General features: G+C 66.1%; 18 protein-coding genes. 4 read left to right on the top strand and 14 right to left on the bottom strand.

All coding sequences use genetic code 11. The features are described 5' to 3' along the window. Positions 1-12 precede the first annotated feature (12 nt). On the bottom strand, positions 13-882 hold the full coding sequence (locus HELO_RS05320) for a pirin family protein (RefSeq protein ID WP_013331742.1): 870 nt from the start codon (positions 880-882) through the stop codon (positions 13-15). 122 nt (positions 883-1,004) lie between these two features. Between HELO_RS05320 and HELO_RS05315 the strand changes: the two genes are divergently transcribed. Continuing rightward, complete coding sequence (locus HELO_RS05315; RefSeq protein WP_013331741.1) at positions 1,005-1,967, top strand: LysR substrate-binding domain-containing protein; 963 nt, start codon at positions 1,005-1,007, stop codon at positions 1,965-1,967. Positions 1,968-2,023: 56 nt separating this feature from the next. Here HELO_RS05315 and murB read toward each other — a convergent pair whose 3' ends face one another. The 7 genes from murB to HELO_RS05280 form a co-directional block, all read right to left on the bottom strand. Then, the gene (gene murB / locus HELO_RS05310; RefSeq protein WP_405514844.1) at positions 2,024-3,055 is read right to left on the bottom strand and encodes a UDP-N-acetylmuramate dehydrogenase; all 1,032 of its coding nucleotides are present in this window, start codon (positions 3,053-3,055) and stop codon (positions 2,024-2,026) included. Then, the gene (locus HELO_RS05305; protein WP_082995176.1) at positions 3,046-3,525 is read right to left on the bottom strand and encodes a low molecular weight protein-tyrosine-phosphatase; all 480 of its coding nucleotides are present in this window, start codon (positions 3,523-3,525) and stop codon (positions 3,046-3,048) included. The genes murB and HELO_RS05305 overlap by 10 nt, the downstream gene beginning before the upstream one ends. Next, a complete protein-coding gene (gene kdsB / locus HELO_RS05300) occupies positions 3,522-4,295 on the bottom strand; it encodes a 3-deoxy-manno-octulosonate cytidylyltransferase (protein WP_013331739.1) in 774 nt (257 codons plus the stop codon). The genes HELO_RS05305 and kdsB overlap by 4 nt, the downstream gene beginning before the upstream one ends. Positions 4,296-4,304: 9 nt before the next feature. Beyond that, entirely contained in the window at positions 4,305-4,514 is a 210-nt protein-coding gene (locus HELO_RS05295; protein WP_013331738.1) for a Trm112 family protein, read from the bottom strand. A gap of 194 nt (positions 4,515-4,708) precedes the next feature. After that, a complete protein-coding gene (gene lpxK, locus HELO_RS05290; RefSeq protein ID WP_013331737.1) occupies positions 4,709-5,701 on the bottom strand; it encodes a tetraacyldisaccharide 4'-kinase in 993 nt (330 codons plus the stop codon). Continuing rightward, positions 5,698-7,440, bottom strand: a complete 1,743-nt coding sequence (msbA, locus tag HELO_RS05285) for a lipid A export permease/ATP-binding protein MsbA (RefSeq protein ID WP_041602417.1) — start codon at positions 7,438-7,440, stop codon at positions 5,698-5,700. Before msbA ends, lpxK begins: the two co-directional genes overlap by 4 nt. After that, complete coding sequence (locus HELO_RS05280) at positions 7,440-9,779, bottom strand: DNA internalization-related competence protein ComEC/Rec2 (protein ID WP_013331735.1); 2,340 nt, start codon at positions 9,777-9,779, stop codon at positions 7,440-7,442. The genes msbA and HELO_RS05280 overlap by 1 nt, the downstream gene beginning before the upstream one ends. A gap of 121 nt (positions 9,780-9,900) precedes the next feature. Here HELO_RS05280 and HELO_RS05275 point away from each other — a divergent pair, with 121 nt between their 5' ends. Next, positions 9,901-10,560, top strand: coding sequence for a DUF2062 domain-containing protein (locus tag HELO_RS05275; RefSeq protein WP_013331734.1), 660 nt, complete (start codon positions 9,901-9,903; stop codon positions 10,558-10,560). Here the strand turns inward: HELO_RS05275 and HELO_RS05270 are convergent. Together HELO_RS05270 and HELO_RS05265 are read right to left on the bottom strand one after the other, a co-directional pair. Next, positions 10,466-11,191 carry an ABC transporter ATP-binding protein gene (locus tag HELO_RS05270; RefSeq protein WP_013331733.1) on the bottom strand — a complete coding sequence of 242 codons (726 nt, stop codon included), beginning with the start codon at positions 11,189-11,191 and terminating at the stop codon, positions 10,466-10,468. The genes HELO_RS05275 and HELO_RS05270 overlap by 95 nt on opposite strands. Next, a complete protein-coding gene (locus HELO_RS05265; RefSeq protein WP_013331732.1) occupies positions 11,184-12,425 on the bottom strand; it encodes a lipoprotein-releasing ABC transporter permease subunit in 1,242 nt (413 codons plus the stop codon). The genes HELO_RS05270 and HELO_RS05265 overlap by 8 nt, the downstream gene beginning before the upstream one ends. Positions 12,426-12,570: 145 nt before the next feature. On the opposite strand from HELO_RS05265, the gene HELO_RS05260 reads away from it, so the two are divergent. Then, positions 12,571-13,629 (top strand): agmatine deiminase family protein, encoded by a 1,059-nt coding sequence (locus HELO_RS05260; RefSeq protein WP_013331731.1) that lies wholly within the window; start codon positions 12,571-12,573, stop codon positions 13,627-13,629. Then, complete coding sequence (locus tag HELO_RS05255) at positions 13,626-14,528, top strand: carbon-nitrogen hydrolase (protein ID WP_013331730.1); 903 nt, start codon at positions 13,626-13,628, stop codon at positions 14,526-14,528. Before HELO_RS05260 ends, HELO_RS05255 begins: the two co-directional genes overlap by 4 nt. A 160-nt stretch (positions 14,529-14,688) precedes the next feature. Here the strand turns inward: HELO_RS05255 and HELO_RS05250 are convergent, their stop codons facing one another. The 4 genes from HELO_RS05250 to HELO_RS05235 all read right to left on the bottom strand — a co-directional run bounded on the left by HELO_RS05250 (position 14,689) and on the right by HELO_RS05235 (position 20,170). Next, positions 14,689-15,636, bottom strand: coding sequence for a Nudix family hydrolase (locus HELO_RS05250; protein ID WP_013331729.1), 948 nt, complete (start codon positions 15,634-15,636; stop codon positions 14,689-14,691). Positions 15,637-15,727: 91 nt separating this feature from the next. After that, positions 15,728-16,957, bottom strand: a complete 1,230-nt coding sequence (gene argJ, locus HELO_RS05245; protein ID WP_013331728.1) for a bifunctional glutamate N-acetyltransferase/amino-acid acetyltransferase ArgJ — start codon at positions 16,955-16,957, stop codon at positions 15,728-15,730. A 63-nt stretch (positions 16,958-17,020) separates the two neighbouring features. Further along, positions 17,021-19,744 carry a preprotein translocase subunit SecA gene (secA, locus tag HELO_RS05240; RefSeq protein ID WP_013331727.1) on the bottom strand — a complete coding sequence of 908 codons (2,724 nt, stop codon included), beginning with the start codon at positions 19,742-19,744 and terminating at the stop codon, positions 17,021-17,023. Between the two features lie 60 nt (positions 19,745-19,804). Next, positions 19,805-20,170 (bottom strand): hypothetical protein, encoded by a 366-nt coding sequence (locus HELO_RS05235; RefSeq protein ID WP_013331726.1) that lies wholly within the window; start codon positions 20,168-20,170, stop codon positions 19,805-19,807. Between the last annotated feature and the right edge of the window lie 60 nt (positions 20,171-20,230).

Below are 20,230 nucleotides of genomic sequence, written 5' to 3'. Positions count from 1 at the left end.
CGGACACGACCGCTAGTCGCTCAGGACGCCGTACAGGCCGTCCTGGAACTCTCTGAAGGCCTGGTGAATTTCCTCCGCGGAGTTCATGACGAAAGGACCATGACCCACGACGGGCTCGTCGATGGGCTCACCGCTCAGCAGCAACAGCTTGGCATCGTTGTTGGCTTCGAGATGCACTTCATCGCCCCGGCGGTCAAAGACCGCCACGGCCTCGTCACGCACGACCGTGTCACCATTGACCAGCACGCTACCTTCCAGCACCACCAGCAGGGTCGTATGGCCCTCGGGCACGGGCAAAGTCGCGTCTCCATCGGCCGCAAGCCGGATATCCCACATATTGATGGGTGTGAACGTCCTGGCCGGTCCCCGCTGACCCGAGAAGTCACCGGCCACAACGCGGACGTCCCCCTTCCCCTGCCCCAGCGATACGCGCGGAATACTCGCCTCGCCAAGGGTCTGATAGGCTGGCGGCGCATCCTTGTGCCGGGCGGGCAAGTTGACCCATAGCTGCACCATCTCGAGCGGACCGCCGCTGTCGGTGAAGGCCCGAGAGTGGAATTCCTCGTGGACGATGCCGGCACCGGCCGTCATCCACTGGACATCGCCCTGGCCAATGCGGCCGCCGCCACCCGAGGAATCCCGGTGTTCGAGCTCTCCCGCATAGACGAGCGTGACCGTCTCGAAGCCGCGATGGGGATGCGCTCCCACTCCCCGAGGCTTGGTGGCTGGACGAAACTCATGAGGCCCAGCATGATCGAGCAGCAGGAAGGGACTGAGATGCTGCGCCCCCATGCGGTCGTAGGGGAACAAGGAACGCACGGGGAAGCCGTCTCCAACCCAGTGCCCGCGTGGCGCACCGTATATTGCCTGGATCTTCTTCATCGTCGTCAGCTCCTGTGTCGTAAGGAGGTACGGAACCTCGATGCTCAGAAGGCTAATATATGAACGATGATCCAGGTAGACGGCTCTTTCGAGACTGACCGTCCCATTTTCAGGACGACATTATGCAAGACCTCAACGATCTCTATTATTTTGTTCAGGTCGTGGACCACGGCGGCTTCGCTCCCGCCGGCCGGGCGCTCGGCATTCCCAAGTCGAAACTCAGCCGACGCATCATCCAGCTCGAGGAGCGTCTGGCAACCCGGTTGATCCACCGCTCGACACGACACTTTTCCGTCACCGAGCTCGGCCAGGCCTATTACCGGCACTGTGTCGCGATGCTGGTGGAAGCAGAGGCCGCCGAAGAACTGATCGAGCGCAATCATGCACAGCCACGGGGCACGGTTCGGCTCAGTTGCTCGCCCAGCGTGTTGCACTACCTGATCACACCGCTGCTGGTCCGCTTCATGAGCCATTGCCCGCACGTCAACGTACAGGTGGAAGCCACCAGCCGACGCGTCGATGTGATCAAGGAAGGTTTCGACCTAGCGATCCGGATACGCTTCCCGCCTCTGGAAGACAGTGACCTGACCATGAAGGTATTGGCCAGCAGCCCCCAGCGCCTGATGGCGGCTCCCGGTCTCTTCGAGCGTTACCCTGCCCCGAGAACCCCCGCCGATCTTCGAGAGTTGCCCAGCCTGGATTTCGAGCAATACGACAAGCAGCATGTCTGGGACCTGAGCGGTCCCGAAGGCGCGACGGCCCGGATCCTGCATCATCCGCGCCTGGTCACCGATAGTGCCGAGACGCTTCACCAGGCCACCCTGGCAGGCCACGGCGTCGTCAAGCTGGCCATGCTGGTCGGCCATGACGACCTGAAGCGCCGCGACCTGGTCGATGTACTGCCCGGCTGGGAACCTCGTGGCGGCATCCTGCACGCCGTTTTTCCATCACGCCGCGGGCTGTTGCCCGCCGTGCGCGCCTTTCTCGATTTCCTGGATGAACATATCGAGGAGGAGGATTTTCTGACCTTTCAGAATGAGGAAGGGAAACGACAGGAAGGACAGGTGCAGCAGGAAGAACAATAGGCTCGCAGGATCAAGGGAAAACTCGCCTGAGGCAGGCAATCCAGTCAGTGAATGGATTACCCCATCTCGCCCATTTCTGCCGCCAGGCGCGGCTCCCGCTCGAGCGTGACACCGAAGGCTTCCCGGACCCGTTCGGCGACCTCGGCGGCCACCTCCAGCAATTCCTCGGCACTGCCGCCGCCATGATGCACCAACACCAGGGCCTGGCGGTCATGGACGCCGAAGTGCCCGCAACGCCACCCTTTCAGGCCGCAGCGGTCGATCAGCCAACCCGCCGCCAGCTTGACGCCGCCAGCCTGGGGGAACTGCGGCATGCCGGGATACGCAGCGCGCAACGCCTCGGCGCGCTCGGGCGATACGACGGGATTCTTGAAGAAGCTTCCGGCATTGCCCAGCCGGGCCGGGTCCGGCAGCTTCTCGCGTCGCACGGCACTGACGGCCTCGGCCACCTCTTGCGGTGAAGGATTCGCCGAGACACGCTGCGCCAGGTCGCCATATGCCAGGCGCGGCGCTGCATGGCGAGAAAGCCGCAGGACGAGCCCAGTGATCGCCACCCGCCCGGCCAGTTCGCGCTTGAAGATGCTGTCGCGATAGCCGAAATCGCACTCATCGGGCGTCATGGTCGTCTCGCGCCCATCCTCCAGCGATATCACGCGCACCGCCTCCAGCACCTCGTGGAGCTCCACGCCATAGGCACCGATGTTCTGGATCGGTGCCGCACCGCAATGGCCGGGGATCAATGCCAGGTTCTCGATGCCCCACAGGCCGCGTCGGGCCAGCGACATCACCAGGTCGTGCCACACCACACCGGCATCGACATGAACCCGCACCTGCCGGTCTGCTTCTTCCAGTCGCCAGTCCGTCATCGCCGGCTGGATGACCAGACCCGGCAAGGAAGCCGGCAGGATCACGTTGCTGCCGCCACCGAGCAACAAGGGCGCTCGGCGTTCCTGCCCGGCCAGCGCCAGGGCCTCGGTCAATTGCGCCGCAGACGATGGCGCAACGAAGCGCTCGGCACGACACGGCAGGCCGAGCGTATTGAGACGGGAAAGATCATGGTCGCGGTACAACTCGAGGCTCAAGAGGATGCCTCCAGACGCTCGCGCACGCTGTCCAGCAGGCCCCGGGACGCGGCCTCCAGCAGATCCATCATGTCTTCGAAGCCCTGCTCGCCCCCGAAGTAGGGATCGGGTACCGAGGTGTCGGGCAGGCCGGCGAATGCCAGGAAGAGGCCGATATGCGCCTGGCACTCCGGTGGGCATTGGGCCTGCAGGGCGGCGAGGTTGTCCTCGTCCATGGCCAGCAGATAATCGAAGCGTTCGAAATCGGCCGCCTCGAGTTGCCGTCCACGCAGCCCGTCGATATCCAGGCCACGCCGCGCTGCCGCCCGGCGCGCCCGCGGATCGGGCGCTTCCCCGACATGCCAGGGGCCGACCCCGCAGGAATCGATCTCGACGCGATCGGCCAGACCGGACTCGTCGAGCAGACGGCGAAACATGCCTTCAGCGGTGGGCGAGCGGCAGATATTGCCGAGACAGACGAAGAGTACGCGGATCATGACGTTCCTCCCTCGGCGCTCAGCCACTCGCGAACCCGCTCGAGATCCGCGGCGGTATCCACGCCGGGCGGATTGGGTTCCCGCGCCAGGCCGACCTGGATGGCATGGCCATGGTGCAGGGCGCGCAACTGTTCGAGCTGTTCGAGCTGTTCCAGGGGTGACGGCGCCCAATCACGATATTCGGCGAGAAAACTCGCGCGATAGGCATAGATACCGATATGTCTCAGCCAGGCATCGGTCGACAGCAACTCGGGCCGCTCGGCGAAGGCCTCTCGATCCCAAGGGACTGGCGCCCGCGAGAAGTAGAGCGCCCTGCCCGACGCCGCGCGCACCACTTTCACGACATTGGGATCGAAGAGTGTTTCGACCTCGGTGATCGACTCGGCGAGGGTGGAGATGGAAGCGCCGGGATCGTCGAACAGCCGCATGGCCACCTGATCGATCAGGGCCGGCGGAATCAGCGGCTCGTCGCCCTGGACATTGACCAGCACGGCGTCGTCGGGCAACGCCAGCCGCTCGGCCACCTCGGCCAGGCGGTCGGTTCCCGAGGGATGATCGCTCCTGGTCATCACCACCTCGGCATCCAGGCCATCGAAGGCGGTGCGGATACGCTCGTCGTCGGTGGCCACCACCACCCGGGTGGCGGCACTGGCGCAAGCACGACGCCAGACGTGGGCGACCATCGGCTCTCCGGCAATATCCAGCAGCGGCTTGCCCGGCAGACGCGTGGAGGCGAAACGCGACGGGATCACGACGATGAAATCCTGCATGCTTCCCCCTCAGGTCTCGCCGTCGTGTCCGGGAGACGCCGGCAGTTTCTCGTCGACGTCCATCTGCCTGGCCTCATCGGGAAGCATGACCGGTATCCCGTCACGCACGGGATACGCCAGGCCGTCGTAACGGCACAGCAGTTCGTCGGCCTCGCGGTCGTACTTCAGTTTGCCCTTGCAGAGCGGGCACACCAGCATCGCCAGCAGTTCCTTGTCCATGTCGTCGCCTCCATGAGCGATTTCGTCGGCCGTTGATTCACCTGGCAATCAAGACGATCATCCCGATCGCTTCGATTGTCGCCCTCCCACGCGGGCGCCGATAGGTCAATCGGCTGCGTGGGATGGGCTCGCGCCGGCCTGTCGTCCGGCGGCGGCACGTCTTTGTGTCGCCATCAAGAGGATGGCACTGGATTTCATAACATCGCCAGGCGCCTGGTCAGCCAGTCGACGAACGCCGGTTCGGGGACCGCTTCCACATCCAGGCTCCAGGCCCCGCTCACCAACCCCCGGCACTTGACCGCGTCCTTGGCGGTCATCACCACTGGCCGCTCGTCGTCGAAGGCCAGGTCGGCGGCGGTGAACCGATGGTGATCGGCGAAGGCGTGGGCCTCGAACTCGACACCCAGTTCACCCAGCGTCTCGAAAAAGCGCGCCGGCCGCCCGATGCCGGCCAGGGCGTGCACCGGCCCGGCGAAGGGCGGTGGCGCAAGCGCCTCTCGACGGCCGTCGTCCAGGGCTCGCCAGGCAACGGGCGTCAGCTGCATGGCATGGCCGGCAGCCGGTAGCGGTCGTCGCAGCCGACCGTTGATCATCACCGCATCCACCGTGGCAAGACGCTTGGTGGGCTCGCGCAATGGCCCGGCCGGCAGGCAACGTTCATTGCCCAGGCCACGCTGGCCATCGACCACGACGATTTCCAGGTCACGACCCAATGCCAGATGCTGCAGGCCGTCGTCGCTGATCAGGATGTCGCAACCCGCCTCCAGCAGGCGGCGACCGCCTCGCGGTCGATCCGGGTCAACCACCACGGGGCAGCCAGTCTGGTCGGCCAGCATGCGCGGCTCGTCGCCGCTCTCGGCAACCGGCGTATCCGCCTCGAGATACAGCGGATAGCGTTCGGAGCGGCCGCCATAGCCCCTCGACAGGATACCCGGCGTCCACCCCGCCTCGACGAGATAGCGTGCCAGCCAGGCCACCAGCGGCGACTTGCCGGTCCCGCCGAGGGTGATGTTACCCACCACGACCACCGGCACCGGCGCGCGCCAGACGGCTTTTCTTCCGTCGGCGTAGGCGGCCGCCCGGCGACGCATCGCACAGCGATAGAGTGCCTCCAGGGGGCGCAGCGCCATGAGCCAGCGCTTGCCACTGTAAGCGGCTTCCAGCCAGCGCTCGGCGAGCGACGTCATGCCGGCTCGCTCTCCCGGAACTGCAGGCGATGCAGGGCCGCATAGGCGCCGTCCCGGGCCAGCAGCTCGGCGTGATTGCCCTGCTCGACGATCTCGCCGGCCTCCATCACCAGGATGCGATCGGCACGCTCGATGGTCGACAGGCGATGAGCAATCACGAAGGTGGTGCGATCACGACACACCTCTTCCAGGGCCGCCTGGATGTAGCGTTCCGATTCGGTATCCAGCGCCGAGGTGGCCTCGTCCAGCACCAGCAACGGCGCATCCTTGAAGATGGCCCGGGCGATGGCCAGGCGTTGGCGCTGGCCACCCGAAAGCATGACGCCATTCTCTCCCACCACGGTGTCATAGCCCTCCGACAGGTTCTCGATGAACTCGTGGGCATGGGCGGCACGGGCAGCGGCCTCGATGGCGGCCGGATCGGCGTGATCCACTCCATAGGCGATGTTGTCGGCGATGCTCGCGTTGAACAGCATGACCTGCTGGGAGACCAGGGCGATGCAACGCCGCAACGGCGCCAGGCGGTATGTCTCGATGGGCACATCGTCGATCAGGATACGTCCCGCCGTGGGATGGTAGAAGCGCGGCAGCAGGCTCATCAGGGTCGACTTGCCGCTGCCCGAGCGGCCGACGATGGCAATCATCTCGCCCGGCGCCACTTCCAGATCGATGCCCTTGAGCACCTCGGGTTGATCCTCGCCATAGGCGAAATGCACATCCTCGAAGCGCACCCGGCCCTCGAGACGCCCCGGTTCTCGATCGCCCAGATCCTCTTCGGGTTCCTCCTCGAGCAGGCCGAACAGCTCGGCGGCCGCGGCGATTCCCTTCTGCACGGTGGCGTTGATCTCGGTGAGCTGGCGTACCGGCTTGGCCATCAGCGAAGCGGCGGTGATGAAGGCCACAAACTCGCCGGGCGTCATGTTCGCCATCAACGCCGGCGACATGGCCAGCCACACCAGCAATGCCAGAGCCAGAGCCACCATCAACTGGATCACCGGCGTGCTGGTGGCCTTGGTGAGGGCTTCCTTCATGCTCTGGCGACGGTTGACCTCGCTGGCCTCGGCGAAGCGTGCCTTCTCGTAGGCCTCGGCGCCGTGGGTGCGTACCACCCGGTAACCGGACAGCGCTTCGGATGCCACATGGGTCACATCGCCCATGGAGCGCTGGATGCGCCGCGAGATGCTACGAAAGCGCTTGCTGGCGTAACTGACCACGCCGCCGATCATCGGCGTCACGGCGAGAAACAGCAGCGTCAGCATCCAGTTTGTCCACAACAGGTAGATGATCAGCCCGATCACGAAGAGGCCTTCGCGCAGCAGGATGGTGATCGCCTTGGTGGCCGCACCGGTCACCTGCTCCACATGGTAGGTGACCCGCGAGATCAGATGCCCCGAGGAATGCGAGTCGAAGAAGCGCCCGGGCAGGTGCAGCATGTGATTGAAGACATCACAGCGCAGGGCATGCACCAGGTTGCGCGCCACATTGCTCATGAAATAGGTGCCGAGGAAGGTGCCCAGCCCCCGGAAGGCGAACATGCCTACCACGAACAGGGGCAGCCAGAGCCGAAAGGCGGCGTCAGGATCCTGGATGCCGTCGATCAGCCGCTTCATCATCTCGGCCAGCGCCGTGCTCGATGCGGCATAGAGCACATAGCCCACGATGGCCAGGGAGAAGGCCCGCCAGTGCGGCCTGACGTAACCCAGCAGACGCTTGTAGAGGGTCCAGCCGGAATGTTCGATCACGGTGTCTCCGCTTCAGTGGATGTCGGCACGGGCAAGCCCGGTATCGATGCAGGCGATTCTAACGCAAGGCAGTCCCGGCCGACACCGCTGGACCGCCAGGACAGCGGCCGCGCGGCGCTGATGCCCGGATCGTCGCGCCCACCCAGCCTCAACGTCAGGGCACCGTCCTGGGCGGTACTCCACAGGCAGCTACCGGCCAGTCGGAAACGCCGTACCACCTCGGCTGCCGGATGACCGAAGCGGCTATCGCGCGCCGCGCTGAAGACGACCGAGCCGGGCGTCAGCCGACGCACCAGGGACGGCCCGGAGCTGGTATGACTGCCATGATGCCCCGCCACCAGCACCGTCACCGGTTCCGCCATGCTCCGCAGGAAGCTGCGCTCCACCCGGCGGCCGACATCGCCGGGAATCAACAGGCGATGAGGACCGGCGGTGACCAGCAGGACGCAGGAACGATCATTGCTGGACAATCCTCCGACCCGCGCCGGCGGCCACAGGAAGCGGAACTCGACGCCGTCGCGTTGCCAGGCGCGCCCCGCTCGACAGGCATCGGCCGCGACCGTCAGGGTCTCGCCCGGCGGTGCCAGGTAACGGCCAACGGCGTGCTCGGCCTCCAGGGCCGCCAGGCCTCCGGCATGATCCTGATCGCCATGGCTGACGATGACGTCGTCGAATGCCTGCCCCGGTGCCCACAGGGTCTCGAGCGGCATGAAACCGGAACCGAAGCGCGGCCCGGTATCCACCAGGGCTCGATAGCGGGTGGTGCGCAACTCGACCAATTGCCCCTGGCCGACATCATACACCCGAGCCCAGAGACTGCCTCGCATCGGCTCCATCACCGGCAACCACACGGAGCCGGCCGCCAGCAGCAGCGTACCGGCGACGCGCCAGCGTCGATCCAGCCCCGGCAGGGCCCAGAGCGCACTGACCAGGCCCAGGCCGATAACCAGTGGCCAGCGCTGCTCCGGCAGCGGTTGCCAGAGCGGCAGCAGTGCCACGGCAGCTTCCAGAACAGTGGCCAGCCCCTGGGTCAGGCCGGCGAACAGGGTCCAGCACGCCATCGAGAGCGGCGGCACCCAGGCCAGCAACCAGCCTGCCAGCCCCAGGGGTACCATCAGGGCGCTGACCAGTGGCACAGCGACCAGGTTGACCAACGGGGCGGCCGGCGCGAGCCGTCCGAACGCCAGTAACACGGCCGTCGCCATGAGCGGCGCCAGCAGCCATTGGGTACGTACCAGCGCCAGGCACCAACCGCGCACGCCGCGCGGTCTCGACCTGCCCTGCCAGATCAGGATCAACAGTGCCACGGCGAGAAAGGAGAGCCACAATCCCGGGCGCCAGGCGGACAGGGGATCGAGCAGCAGGATCAGGGCCAACGCCAGCCACCAGGCCTGCCAGGCCCCCGGTGCGTGACGACCGCTGGCGACCCAGAGGCCGACCAGGGCCATGACCAGGGCGCGCATGGCCGGCGCTTCCAGCCCCGCCAGGAGCGCATAGCCGGCGGCGACCATGCCGGCGAACCACCAGGGCCAGATCGCCATGCGCCAGCGGCCCGGCATCAGGCAACGGGCCAGCAGACGCGCCACGCCCAACGCAAAGGCGGCCACCAGACCAATATGCAGACCGGAGATCACCACCAGATGGGTAGTGCCGCTGGCATTGAGCAGCTCCCAGTCCTGCGCCTCGAGCCGCCGCTCCGCGCCGAGGGTCAGGGCCGCCAGCCAGCGCGAGGGGCGTGGCGCCAGACCTTGCTCGTCGAGATGCGCCAGCGCCAGTCGGCGCACCGATACACCGGCCTCGGCCAATCGGTGCGGAGCCGGCGTCTGACGCAGATAGCCGGTGGCCTGGATGCCTTCTCGCCAGAGCCAGCCACGATAGTCGAAGGTCCCGGGGTTGGCGGCTCCGGCGGGCGGGCGCAGGCGGGCCGTCAGTCGCCAGCGCTCTCCCACCTGGATGTCGGGTCCCTGGTAGACGCTCAGGCGCACCCGATCAAGGCCATCGCAGCCCGGCAGGCCCGACCTCAGTGGCCGGCAGGCATCGACCGACAGATCGAGGCGAGCCATCCCCGCCTGGGGCGAGACATCGAGCACTCGTGCGTCGAGACGCACGTCCTGCCGGCTCAGGCCGGGAGCCAGTTCACCACCCGCCATCAGCAGGATCCGCACGGCGACGAGCATCACCACGGCAAGCAACAGACTCTCGCGCCCACGACGCCACACCAGGCACCAGAGGGCAGCGACACCCAGCCCCTGCAGCAGCGCCGTCGTGGCCAGCGCCCCCGTCGCCACGCCCGCCAGGGTGGCGAGTGCCAGGGGCATGGCCCATCCCTGTCTCATCTCATCGTCCCTGCTCGGCCCACGACACCTGCGCGGATCGCGCCACCCGACAGGGCGGCATAGCGAGATACACGGCTTATATGGATAATAGCCCCAGTTTCGAAGCCGCGAGCCTATCGTCATGCCGCGCCGACTCCTTCAGCGCTACCTGCCACATCCCGATACGCTCAGGCGTCAACGCTCGCTGCGCTTCTTGGGCCAACTGATCGGCAATCCCACCTTGTGGATGCTGTCCCGGCGCAGCGTGGCCAATGCCTTCTTCGTGGGGCTCTTCTGTGCCCTGCTGCCGATTCCCGGCCAGATGGCCCTGGCGGCCCTGGGCGCCTGGCTCCTGCGCGCCAACCTGCCGCTCTCCGTGGGCCTGGTGTGGATCACCAACCCACTGACCATTCCCGTGATCTTCTATGGCAACTATCGCCTCGGCGCCTGGTTGCTGGACAGTCCCGCGCGGGCGGCACCCGAGTCGCTGTCGACCCGCTGGGTCGCCGAACAGATGCTCGACATCCTGCCGGCACTGGCGCTGGGTTCTCTGGTGGCAGCGGTGGTCTGCGGCATCGCCGGTAGCCTGATCATTCGGCTGCTATGGCGCTGGCAGGTGGTGCGTAGCTGGAAGCGCCGAGCGGCTCGGCGACGGCAGCTTCGCAGGGAGGACCGGCCGGCGGACGGGCCGGTCCCGAAGGGCGGGGTCAGTCGCGGGAGGCTTCGTCGGTCAGGCGGCCGCCGTCCAGACGCAGGACACGATCCTGATGCGCCGCCAGGCCCGGATCATGGGTCACGATGACGAAGGCGCACGCCGCCGTCTCCGACAGCTCATCCATCAACGCCAGAATGCTGGCCGCCGTCGACTGATCGAGATTGCCGGTCGGCTCGTCCATCAGCACCAGGCTCGGGTCGGTCACCAGGGCCCTGGCGATGGCCACCCGCTGGCGTTCCCCGCCGGACAGTTCGCCGGGCTTGTGGGCAGCCCGCTCGCGCATGCCGACCCGCGCCAGGATCTCCATGGCCCGTGCCTCGGCCTCGCTCTTGCGCTGACCGCGCACAATCAACGGCAAGGCGGCGTTCTCCAGGGCGGTGAACTCGGCGAGCAGATGGTGGAACTGATAGACGAAGCCGATATGGCGATTGCGGAAGCGGCCCAGGGCCGCATCGCCCATGCTGTGCAGCACCTCGCCGGCGACCCGCACTTCGCCATGGCTGGGCCGATCCAGCCCGCCCAGCAGGTTGAGCAGGGTCGTCTTGCCCGACCCTGAACTGCCCACCACAGCGACCCGCTCGCCGGCCCGCACACTGAGCTCCAGCGCATCCAGCACGGTGAGATCCCGCGGGCCTTCCCGATAGACCCGTGTCAGTTCGCGGCACTCCAGCATCACCTCGCCTGCCACCGTGTCTCGAGTCATGGCCGTGTCACTCATAGCGCAGCACCTCCGCGGGTTGGACCCTGGCGGCGCGCCAGGCCGGATAAAGCGTCGACAGGAAAGTCAGGACGAAGGCCGACACGACGATCTTGCCGACATCGGACCACAGCAGTTGCGAGGGCAGCTCGCTGATGAAATAGACTCCGGCGTCGAGGAAGTGAATGCCGAAGGTCGATTCGACGAAGGCGATGATGTCGGACACCGTCAGGGCCAGCAGGATGCCCAGCCCCACCCCGATCAGGATGCCGATCACGCCGATCGCCAGCCCCTGGACCATGAAGATGCCCATGATCGAGCGTGGCGTGGCGCCGATGGTGCGCAGGATGGCGATATCGGCGTGCTTGTCGGTGACCACCATCACCAAAGTGGAGACGATGTTGAAGGCCGCCACCGCGATGATCACGGTGAGCAGCAGCGCGATCATGCGCTTCTCCATCTGGATCGCCTGGAACAGATTGCCCCGCGTGTAGGTCCAGTCGAGGCCCCGATACCCCGCGCCGAGATCGTCGATGATCGACTGGGTCACGCTGCCGGCCTTGAACAGGTCGTCGAGCTCCAGGCGCAGGCCGCCCACGTCGTCGCCCATCCGCGCCAGGGTCTGCATGTCCTCGATGTTGGCATAGGCCAGGTTGGCGTCCAGATCGGCACCGACACTGAAGATGCCACTGACCGTGAAGCGCTTGAGCCGAGGGAAGACGCCGGCCGGCGTGATCGAGGCCTCGGGCACCAGCAGGGTCACGCTGTCGCCCACGCCGACCCCGAGCTGACGCGCCAGGATCGAGCCCAGCACGACGTTCCACTCCCCTGGCACCAGATCGTCGAGACTGCCCCGCGACATGTGCTCGTCGATGATCGAGACGCGACGCTCCCAGTCAGGCTCGATGCCGTTGACCATGGCGCCATGATTGCGCCCGCCCACCGAGAACATGCCTTGCTGCTCGATGTAGGGCGCGGCACCGATGACATGCTCGCGCTGCGTCAGTCGTTCGGCGAGCGACTGCCAGTCGGTCATGCCCGAGGGCTTCTCGATCTGGGTGTGGGGCACCATACCCAGTATCCGGGTCCGCAGTTCGCGGTCGAATCCGTTCATCACGGAAAGCACGAGGATCAATACCGCCACGCCGAGCGTCAGGCCCAGCATGGAGGTCAGGGAAATGAAGGAGATGAAGTGGTTGCGCCGCTTGGCGCGGACATAGCGCAACCCGATCAGTAGTGGCAGACGATCCAGCATATCAGCGTTCCTTGTCGGCGGGCGCTCATGGTAAGGGTTTTTGGTCCAGGGTGCATCGCCCTGCCCCTGCATTTGCGCGATCCTTGCATCATCGGTTGCGCCAGCCTACATTCGCGCATTCCGACATCTCATGAGGCCTGCCCCCATGGCCAATCGCCTGTTGCCCGAATGGGCGCCCCAGGACGCCGTGCAACTGACCTGGCCCGCTCCCGACAGCGACTGGGCCCCTCTGCTGGAGCGCATCGAAGCGAGCCTCGAACGCCTGGTGGCCGCCATAGCCCGCTACCAGTCGGTCGTGATCGCCGTGCCCGATACCCACGCCTGTAGCCGGCTTGCCGAGCGCTTCGCCCGGCTCGGCATTTCGCTCGATCGTCTGCACCTGGTGATCGCCGAGGCCGACGACACCTGGGCCCGTGACCATGGCCCCCTGGCCGTCGAGCAGAATGGCACGCCGCTGCTGCTGGACTACGTGTTCACCGGCTGGGGTGGCAAGTTCGAGGCCGCCCGCGACGACAGCCTGACGCGGCGCCTCCACGCCGCCGGTGTCTATGCCTGCCCGCTGCAATCGCACGACCTGGTCCTGGAAGGTGGCGCCATCGACACCGACGGCGAAGGCACCCTGCTGACCACCGAGGCCTGCCTGCTCAACGACAACCGCAACCCCGGCCTCGGCCGACGGGACATCGAGGCACGCCTGGCCGCGGATCTCGGCATCGAACGGGTGCTCTGGCTGCGCCATGGCCATCTGGAAGGCGACGACACCGACAGCCACGTGGACACCCTGGCGCGCTTCTGCGACCCCGCTACCATCGCCTACGTGCGCTGCGACGATCCCAGCGACCCCCATTACCCCGAACTGACGGCCATGGAAACCGAGCTGCGCGCCTTGCGTCGGGCGGACGGCTCGCCCTACCGACTGGTCGCACTCCCCTGGCCGGCGCCCTGCTTCGATCCCGAGGACGGCCACCGGCTGCCCGCCACCTACGCCAACTTCCTGATCATCAACGGCGCAGTCCTGGTACCGGTCTACGGCGATGCCGCCGATACGCACGCCCTGGCGGCACTCGCCGAGACGTTCCCGGAGCGCGACATCGTGCCCATCGACGCCTCCACGATGATCCGCCAACATGGCAGCCTGCACTGCCTGACCATGCAACTGCCACGCGGCACACTCGGTCGCCACCGCGAAGGAGAAGGCTCATGACACGCACCCTCAAGGTCGGCCTCGTCCAGCAGGCCGCCTGGCCCGACAAGTCACGCAGCCTCGCCGAAAGCGAAGCCGGCATCCGCGAACTCGCCACGGCCGGTGCCGAGCTGGTGGTACTCCAGGAGCTGCACGCCACCCATTACTTCTGCCAGTACGAGGATCCCGAGCTGTTCGATCTGGCCGAGCCGCTGGACGGTCCCACCGGGCAACGCCTGGCGGCCTTGGCGGCGGAACTCGGCATCGTGCTGATGGGGTCCCTGTTCGAGCGCCGCGCTCCGGGCATCTACCACAACACCGCCGTGGTCTATGACCGCGAGCGCGGTCGGGTGGGCCACTACCGCAAGATGCACATCCCCGACGACCCGGGCTTCTACGAGAAATTCTATTTCACGCCCGGGGATCACGACGCAGCGCGCGGCCAGGGCTTTGCGCCCATCGACACCTCGGTGGGACGGCTCGGCGTGCTGGTATGCTGGGATCAGTGGTATCCGGAAGCCGCCCGCCTGATGGCCATGGCCGGCGCCGAAGTGCTGCTCTACCCCACCGCCATCGGCTGGCACCCGCCGGATGACGATGACGAAAAGGCCCGCCAGAAGGACGCCTGGACGCTGATCCAGCGCAGTCACGCCGTGGCCAACGGCCTGCCGGTGATCGTGGCCAACCGGGTCGGCCACGAAGCGGACCTATCCGGCATCGGCCCGGGCATCGACTTCTGGGGCGGTAGCTTCATCTGCGGCCCCCAGGGTGAACTGCTGGCCCACGGCGGCGAACAGGCCGAACGCCTGCTGGTCACCCTGGATCTGGAGCGCGGAGAAGAAACCCGACGCATCTGGCCCTTCCTTCGCGACCGGCGCATCGATGCCTATGGTGATCTGACTCGACGCTACCGGGACTAGGACCGGTACGAAAAGTGCCTGCACTCGAGGCTACGGCGTTGAAATCGGCCTCAAAATGCTCATTGACTCCTTCCCCAGAAACATCAAACCCTCCGCGGCATCGCCGGGAGGGTTTTTCTTACAGCTCATCGCTTGAAGCTTACGGCTCCGGCGAAGCCAGTCACTTCCAGAAATCGCGGATCGAGGCGATGCCCTGAGCCCCGACGGCCCGCGCATGGTTGGCGTCATGGCGCGTCATGCCGCCCAGCGCGAAGACTGGCATGCCGGCATGCTCGACGAGCTGCTGGAAATCGTGCCAGCCGATCGGCGCCACCTCGGGATGCGAGGGCGTGGTACGCAACGGCGAGAGCGTGACGAAATCGCAGCCGATCCGATGGGCCTGGGTCAGTTGCGCTTGATCATGCGTCGACGCCGCGAGCCACTTCTCCTCGCTGATCGGACGACGCTCCAGGCTCATCAGCCGTTCGCTGGTCAGATGAATGCCGTCGGCCTCCACCCGCTCCAGCAGGGACGGCTCGCCGTTGAGCATCAGGCGCGCCCCGAAACGCCGGCACATGGCCAACGCCTTCTCGGCCCGAGCCACGTAGGCGTCTTCATCCAGCGTCTTGGCGCGCAGCTGTACCAGGCGCACGCCATCCTCGCGCATGGCGCGCTCCAGACGCTCCAGGAAAACGTCCTCGTCGTCTTCCTCGGCGCTGATCAGGTACTCGGTGGGCAGCATCACCGCACGCAGGATCGGCAGATTGGCGGCGGGGAATGGATAGCTATGCAACTCTTCCATGGGCACCCAGCGCACCGCCTGCCCCTCGCGTCCGAAAGGCTCGCCAGCGAAATCATGCACCTGCCAGACGTCGAGCAACACATGCTTGTCGGCGTATTCATGATGGATACGGATCAACGGCTGGGCCCGACGAATCTCCACGCCCAACTCTTCGTGCAACTCGCGCTTCAGCGCTTCCAGGCCGGTCTCGTAGGGCGCCAGCTTGCCACCGGGAAACTCCCAGAGGCCGCCCTGATCCACATTGGACGGACGCCGGGCGAGCAATACCTCACGGCTGTCGGCGCTGATGATGGCGGCAGCCGCCACATGCACCCTTCTTTTCACCATTGCGTTCATTTACCTTTCCAACGTTCCTGCCGCTCGTGGCGGGGGATTGCTATGGGGCTGTCGTCGACTCGCGGACGCTGTCGCCCGCCTTTCAGCTACGGTAGTCGGCGTTGATGGCGACGTATTCCCGCGTCAGATCCGTGGTCCATACGGTGGCACCGCGGTCGCCACGTCCCAGGTCGATGCGAATGCCGATCTCTTCCTGGGCCATGACCTCACTGCCGGCCTCCTCGGTGTAACCCGGCGCGCACCCACCCTGCTCGACCAGGCGCACGCCACCGAGATCGATGGTCACCCGGGACACATCGAAATCCGCCACCGGGGCCCGCCCCACGGCGGCGAGAATCCGCCCCCAGTTGGCGTCGCTGGCCGCCAGCGCCGTCTTGACCAACGGAGAATGCGCCACCGTGAAGGCCACATCCAGCGCCTCGTCACGGGTCACCGCGCCATCCACCTGAAGGGTGACGAACTTGGTCGCCCCCTCGCCGTCGCGCACGATGGCCTGGGCCAGTTCGTTCATCACCCGCTGCAGGCCTTCGCGGAACACGGCCAGGCGGTGCTCATCGTTCACCGCCGCACCGCGGCCCGTGGCGATCAGCATGCAGGCATCATTGGTGGACGTATCGCCATCCACGGTGATGCAGTTGAAGGACTGATCCACGGCCTCGCGCAGCACTTCGTCCAGCACGGCCGGCGCGATGGCCGCGTCGGTGGCCACGAAGCCCAGCATGGTCGCCATGTTGGGCTTGATCATGCCCGAGCCCTTGCTGATGCCGTTGATGGTGATGGTCTCGTCACCCAGGGGGAGCGTGACACTGGCCCCCTTGGGGCGGGTATCGGTGGTGAGGATGCCCTCTCCCGCCGCCGCCCAGCCTTCGGGACCGTCATCCAGGGCACGCAACGCCTCGGGCAATCCTGCCAGCAGCCGTTCCATGGGCAGTGTTTCGCCGATCACGCCGGTGGAAAACGGCAATACCGAGGTCGCTTCCACATCGACGAGTCCGGCCAGCTCGGTACAGGTGGCTCGGGCATCGCGCAGCCCTGTCTCGCCCGTCCCGGCATTGGCGTTGCCGGTATTGATCACCAGATAGCGCGGTGCCGTACCACGGGTGGCACAGGCCGCCAGGTGTTCACGGGCCACCGTCACCGGGGCCGCACAGAAGGCGTTGCGCGTGAAGGTGCCGGAGACGGCGGCACCTTCCGGCACCTCGATCACCACCAGGTCACGACGGTTCGCCGTCTTGATGCCGGACATCGCCGCACCCAGCCGCAACCCTTCGATTCGAGGCATTGCCGGGAAACGTGATTCACCCACCGCCATGGCGAATACTCCTCAATAGGTCAGGACAGTAAAATTGCCGAGCGAGATAAAGCGCAGGCATTTTCAGCTCAGCTTGCCGCAGCACTGCTTGAACTTCTTCCCGGAACCACAAGGGCAAGGATCGTTGCGCCCGACCTTGGGTCCCTCGCGACGAGCCGGGCGCCCATCGCTGCCCGGCGCGGGTTCCGACGCTTCCTGCGGCTCGTCTTCGACCTCATCACGCCGATTGGCGGATGCCGCCTGCTCGCGCTCCAGGGATTCGCGACGCTGGCGTTCCAGTTCTTCCACTTCCTCGGGGCGACGCACCTTGACGTGGCTGAGAATGCGCGTGACATCGGCCTTGATGTTGGTGAGCAGCAGCTGGAACAGCTCGAAGGACTCGCGCTTGTATTCCTGCTTGGGGTTCTTCTGCGCATAGCCGCGCAGGTGGATACCCCGGCGCAGGTGGTCCATGGACTGCAGATGTTCCTTCCAGCGGGTGTCCAGCACCTGCAGCATGACCTGCTTCTCGAAACGCCGCATCAACTCGGGACCGGCCACCTCGACCTTCTCTTCGTAGGCCTCGCGATGCATGGTCTGGAGACGCTCCCGCAGTTGCTCCTCGTTGAAGCGCTGGTCGTTCTCGGCCCATTCCACCACCGGTGCCTCGAGGTTGAGCTCGCTCTTGAGGTGCGCCTCGAGGCCCGCCAGGTCCCACTGCTCCGGCAAGCTCTGGGGTGGCACGAAACTGCTGATGGCCTCGTCCATCACCTCTTCGCGGATGCCCATGACATTCTCGGAGACGTCCTCGGCCCCGAGAATGTCGTTGCGCTGGTCATAGATCACCCGACGCTGGTCATTGGCCACGTCGTCATATTCGAGCAGCTGCTTGCGGATATCGAAGTTGCGCCCCTCGACCTTCTTCTGGGCCCGCTCCACGGCGTTGGATACCATCTTGTGCTCGATGGCCTCGCCCTTTTCCAGTCCCATGGCCTGCATCAGCCGCTGCACGCGGTCAGAGCCGAACAGGCGCATCAGGTTGTCTTCCAGGGACAGGAAGAAACGGGTCGAGCCAGGATCGCCCTGACGGCCCGAGCGCCCGCGCAGCTGGTTGTCGATGCGCCGCGATTCGTGGCGCTCGGAACCGATCACATGCAGTCCGCCGGCGGCCAGCACCGCCTCGTGACGCTCCTGCCACTCGCGCTTGAGACGCTCGATCTGCGCCTCGTCGGGAGACTCCAGCTTGGCGACCTCGGCTTCCCAGTTGCCGCCCAGCACGATGTCGGTACCGCGCCCGGCCATGTTGGTGGCGATGGTGATCGCACCTGGCCGGCCGGCCTGGGCAATGATCTCGGCCTCGCTCTGGTGCTGCTTGGCGTTGAGCACGTTGAACTCGAGCCCGGCCTTGCGCATCAGCCCGGCCAGATACTCGGATGTCTCGATGGACGCCGTACCCACCAGAACCGGGCGACCGTTCTCGGTCTGCGCCTTGACGTCTTCGATGATGGCGTCGAACTTTTCCTCGGCGCTCAGATAGACCAGATCGTTCTGGTCCTTGCGGACCAGTGGACGGTTGGTCGGGATCACCACCACGTCGAGCCCATAGATCTGGCGGAATTCGAAGGCCTCGGTGTCGGCGGTACCGGTCATGCCGGACAGCTTGTCATAGAGGCGGAAGTAGTTCTGGAAGGTGGTCGAGGCCAGGGTCTGGCTCTCGCGCTGCACGGTCACGCCTTCCTTGGCCTCCACGGCCTGGTGCAGCCCTTCCGACCAGCGACGCCCGGGCATGCTGCGCCCGGTGTGTTCGTCGACGATCACCACCTGGCCGTCGTTGACGATGTAGTCGACATCGCGGTGATACAGGTGACGGGCACGCAGCGCCGAGTGCATGTGCTGGAGCAGGTTGAGGTTCTGGGCCGCATAGAGCGAGTCCTCGGCACCGAGCAGGCCCTCGGCACGCATCAGTTCCTCGACCCTGTTATGGCCCCCTTCGGTGAGCTCCACCTGCTTCTGCTTCTCGTCCAGCGTGAAATCGCCGCTCTCGGGGTCTTCCTCATCGCTGCACGGCGTCAGGCCAGTGGCCAGACGATCGACGACGCGATAGAGCTCGGTGTTCTCGTCCACGGCCCCGGAGATGATCAGGGGCGTGCGCGCCTCGTCGATCAGGATCGAGTCCACCTCGTCGACGATGGCGAAGTGCAGGTCGCGCTGGACCTTGTCCTCGAGGGAGAAGGCCATATTGTCGCGCAGATAGTCGAAACCGAACTCGTTGTTGGTCCCGTAGGTGATGTCGCAGCCATAGGCGCGACGCTTCTCTTCCGGGCTCTGGCCGGCATAGATGGTTCCCACCGTCAGCCCGAGGCTCTCGTACAGGGGACGCATCCAGTCGGCGTCACGGCACGCCAGGTAATCGTTCACCGTCACCACGTGCACGCCCTTGGCGGGCAGCGCATTGAGATAGACCGCCAGGGTCGCCACCAGGGTCTTGCCCTCGCCGGTCTTCATCTCGGCGATGCGTCCATTGTGCAGGGTGATACCGCCGATCACCTGCACATCGAAATGGCGCATGCCCATGACGCGCTTGCTGGCCTCGCGAACCGTGGCGAAGGCCTCGGGCAGCAGGGCATCCAGCGTCTCGCCCTTGTTCAGGCGCTCGCGGAAGACGTCGGTCCGCGCCTGGAGAGTCTCGTCATCGAGGCCCTCGTATTCCGATTCCAGCGCATTGACACGCGCCACCATGCGGTTCATGCGCTTGACTTCACGGTCGTTCTTGGAACCGACGACCTTGCGTAGCAGGTTGTTGATCATGAAGGGTCCTGTCACTGCATATGGCATCCGGCCGGCACTCGGGCACGGCCGCTTCGTCACTCATCCCGGGATGCAGGATGGCGGGCCACGGCGAGTCAGGACATCATGGGCAGCAACGGCCCGCAGCGGCTCGCGACGAATCACCGGGCGAGCCTGTCCGGTCGGGCGACATGGCGCCACCCGGGAGGGCCAGCGGCGGCGCGACCGGCGCCGTGCCTGGAGCTGTGAACTGGCGCGAATCAGCGCCGGTGCCAGGATGCACATCTGCACGACGCGCTCGATGGGGCGCCACTCGGCCTGGGAGAGTCCGGCCGGCAACAGGCAACCCACCAGCAACCCCGCCAGCCACCAACGTGCCGGCGCGCCTCGAGGGCGTCGCGTCGGCGCCCCGGAGGCGCATGTGTCCGCGGTGAGCGTGGTGGCCATGCTGTCGAGAAACTCCCGTGCGTGCTAGGCTCTGGCTGTTCAACGGCCGCCGACGTCCGG

It is taken from the genome of Halomonas elongata DSM 2581, from assembly GCF_000196875.2.
Classification (GTDB): domain Bacteria; phylum Pseudomonadota; class Gammaproteobacteria; order Pseudomonadales; family Halomonadaceae; genus Halomonas; species Halomonas elongata.
This window is presented reverse-complemented; position numbering and strand designations above follow the sequence as displayed.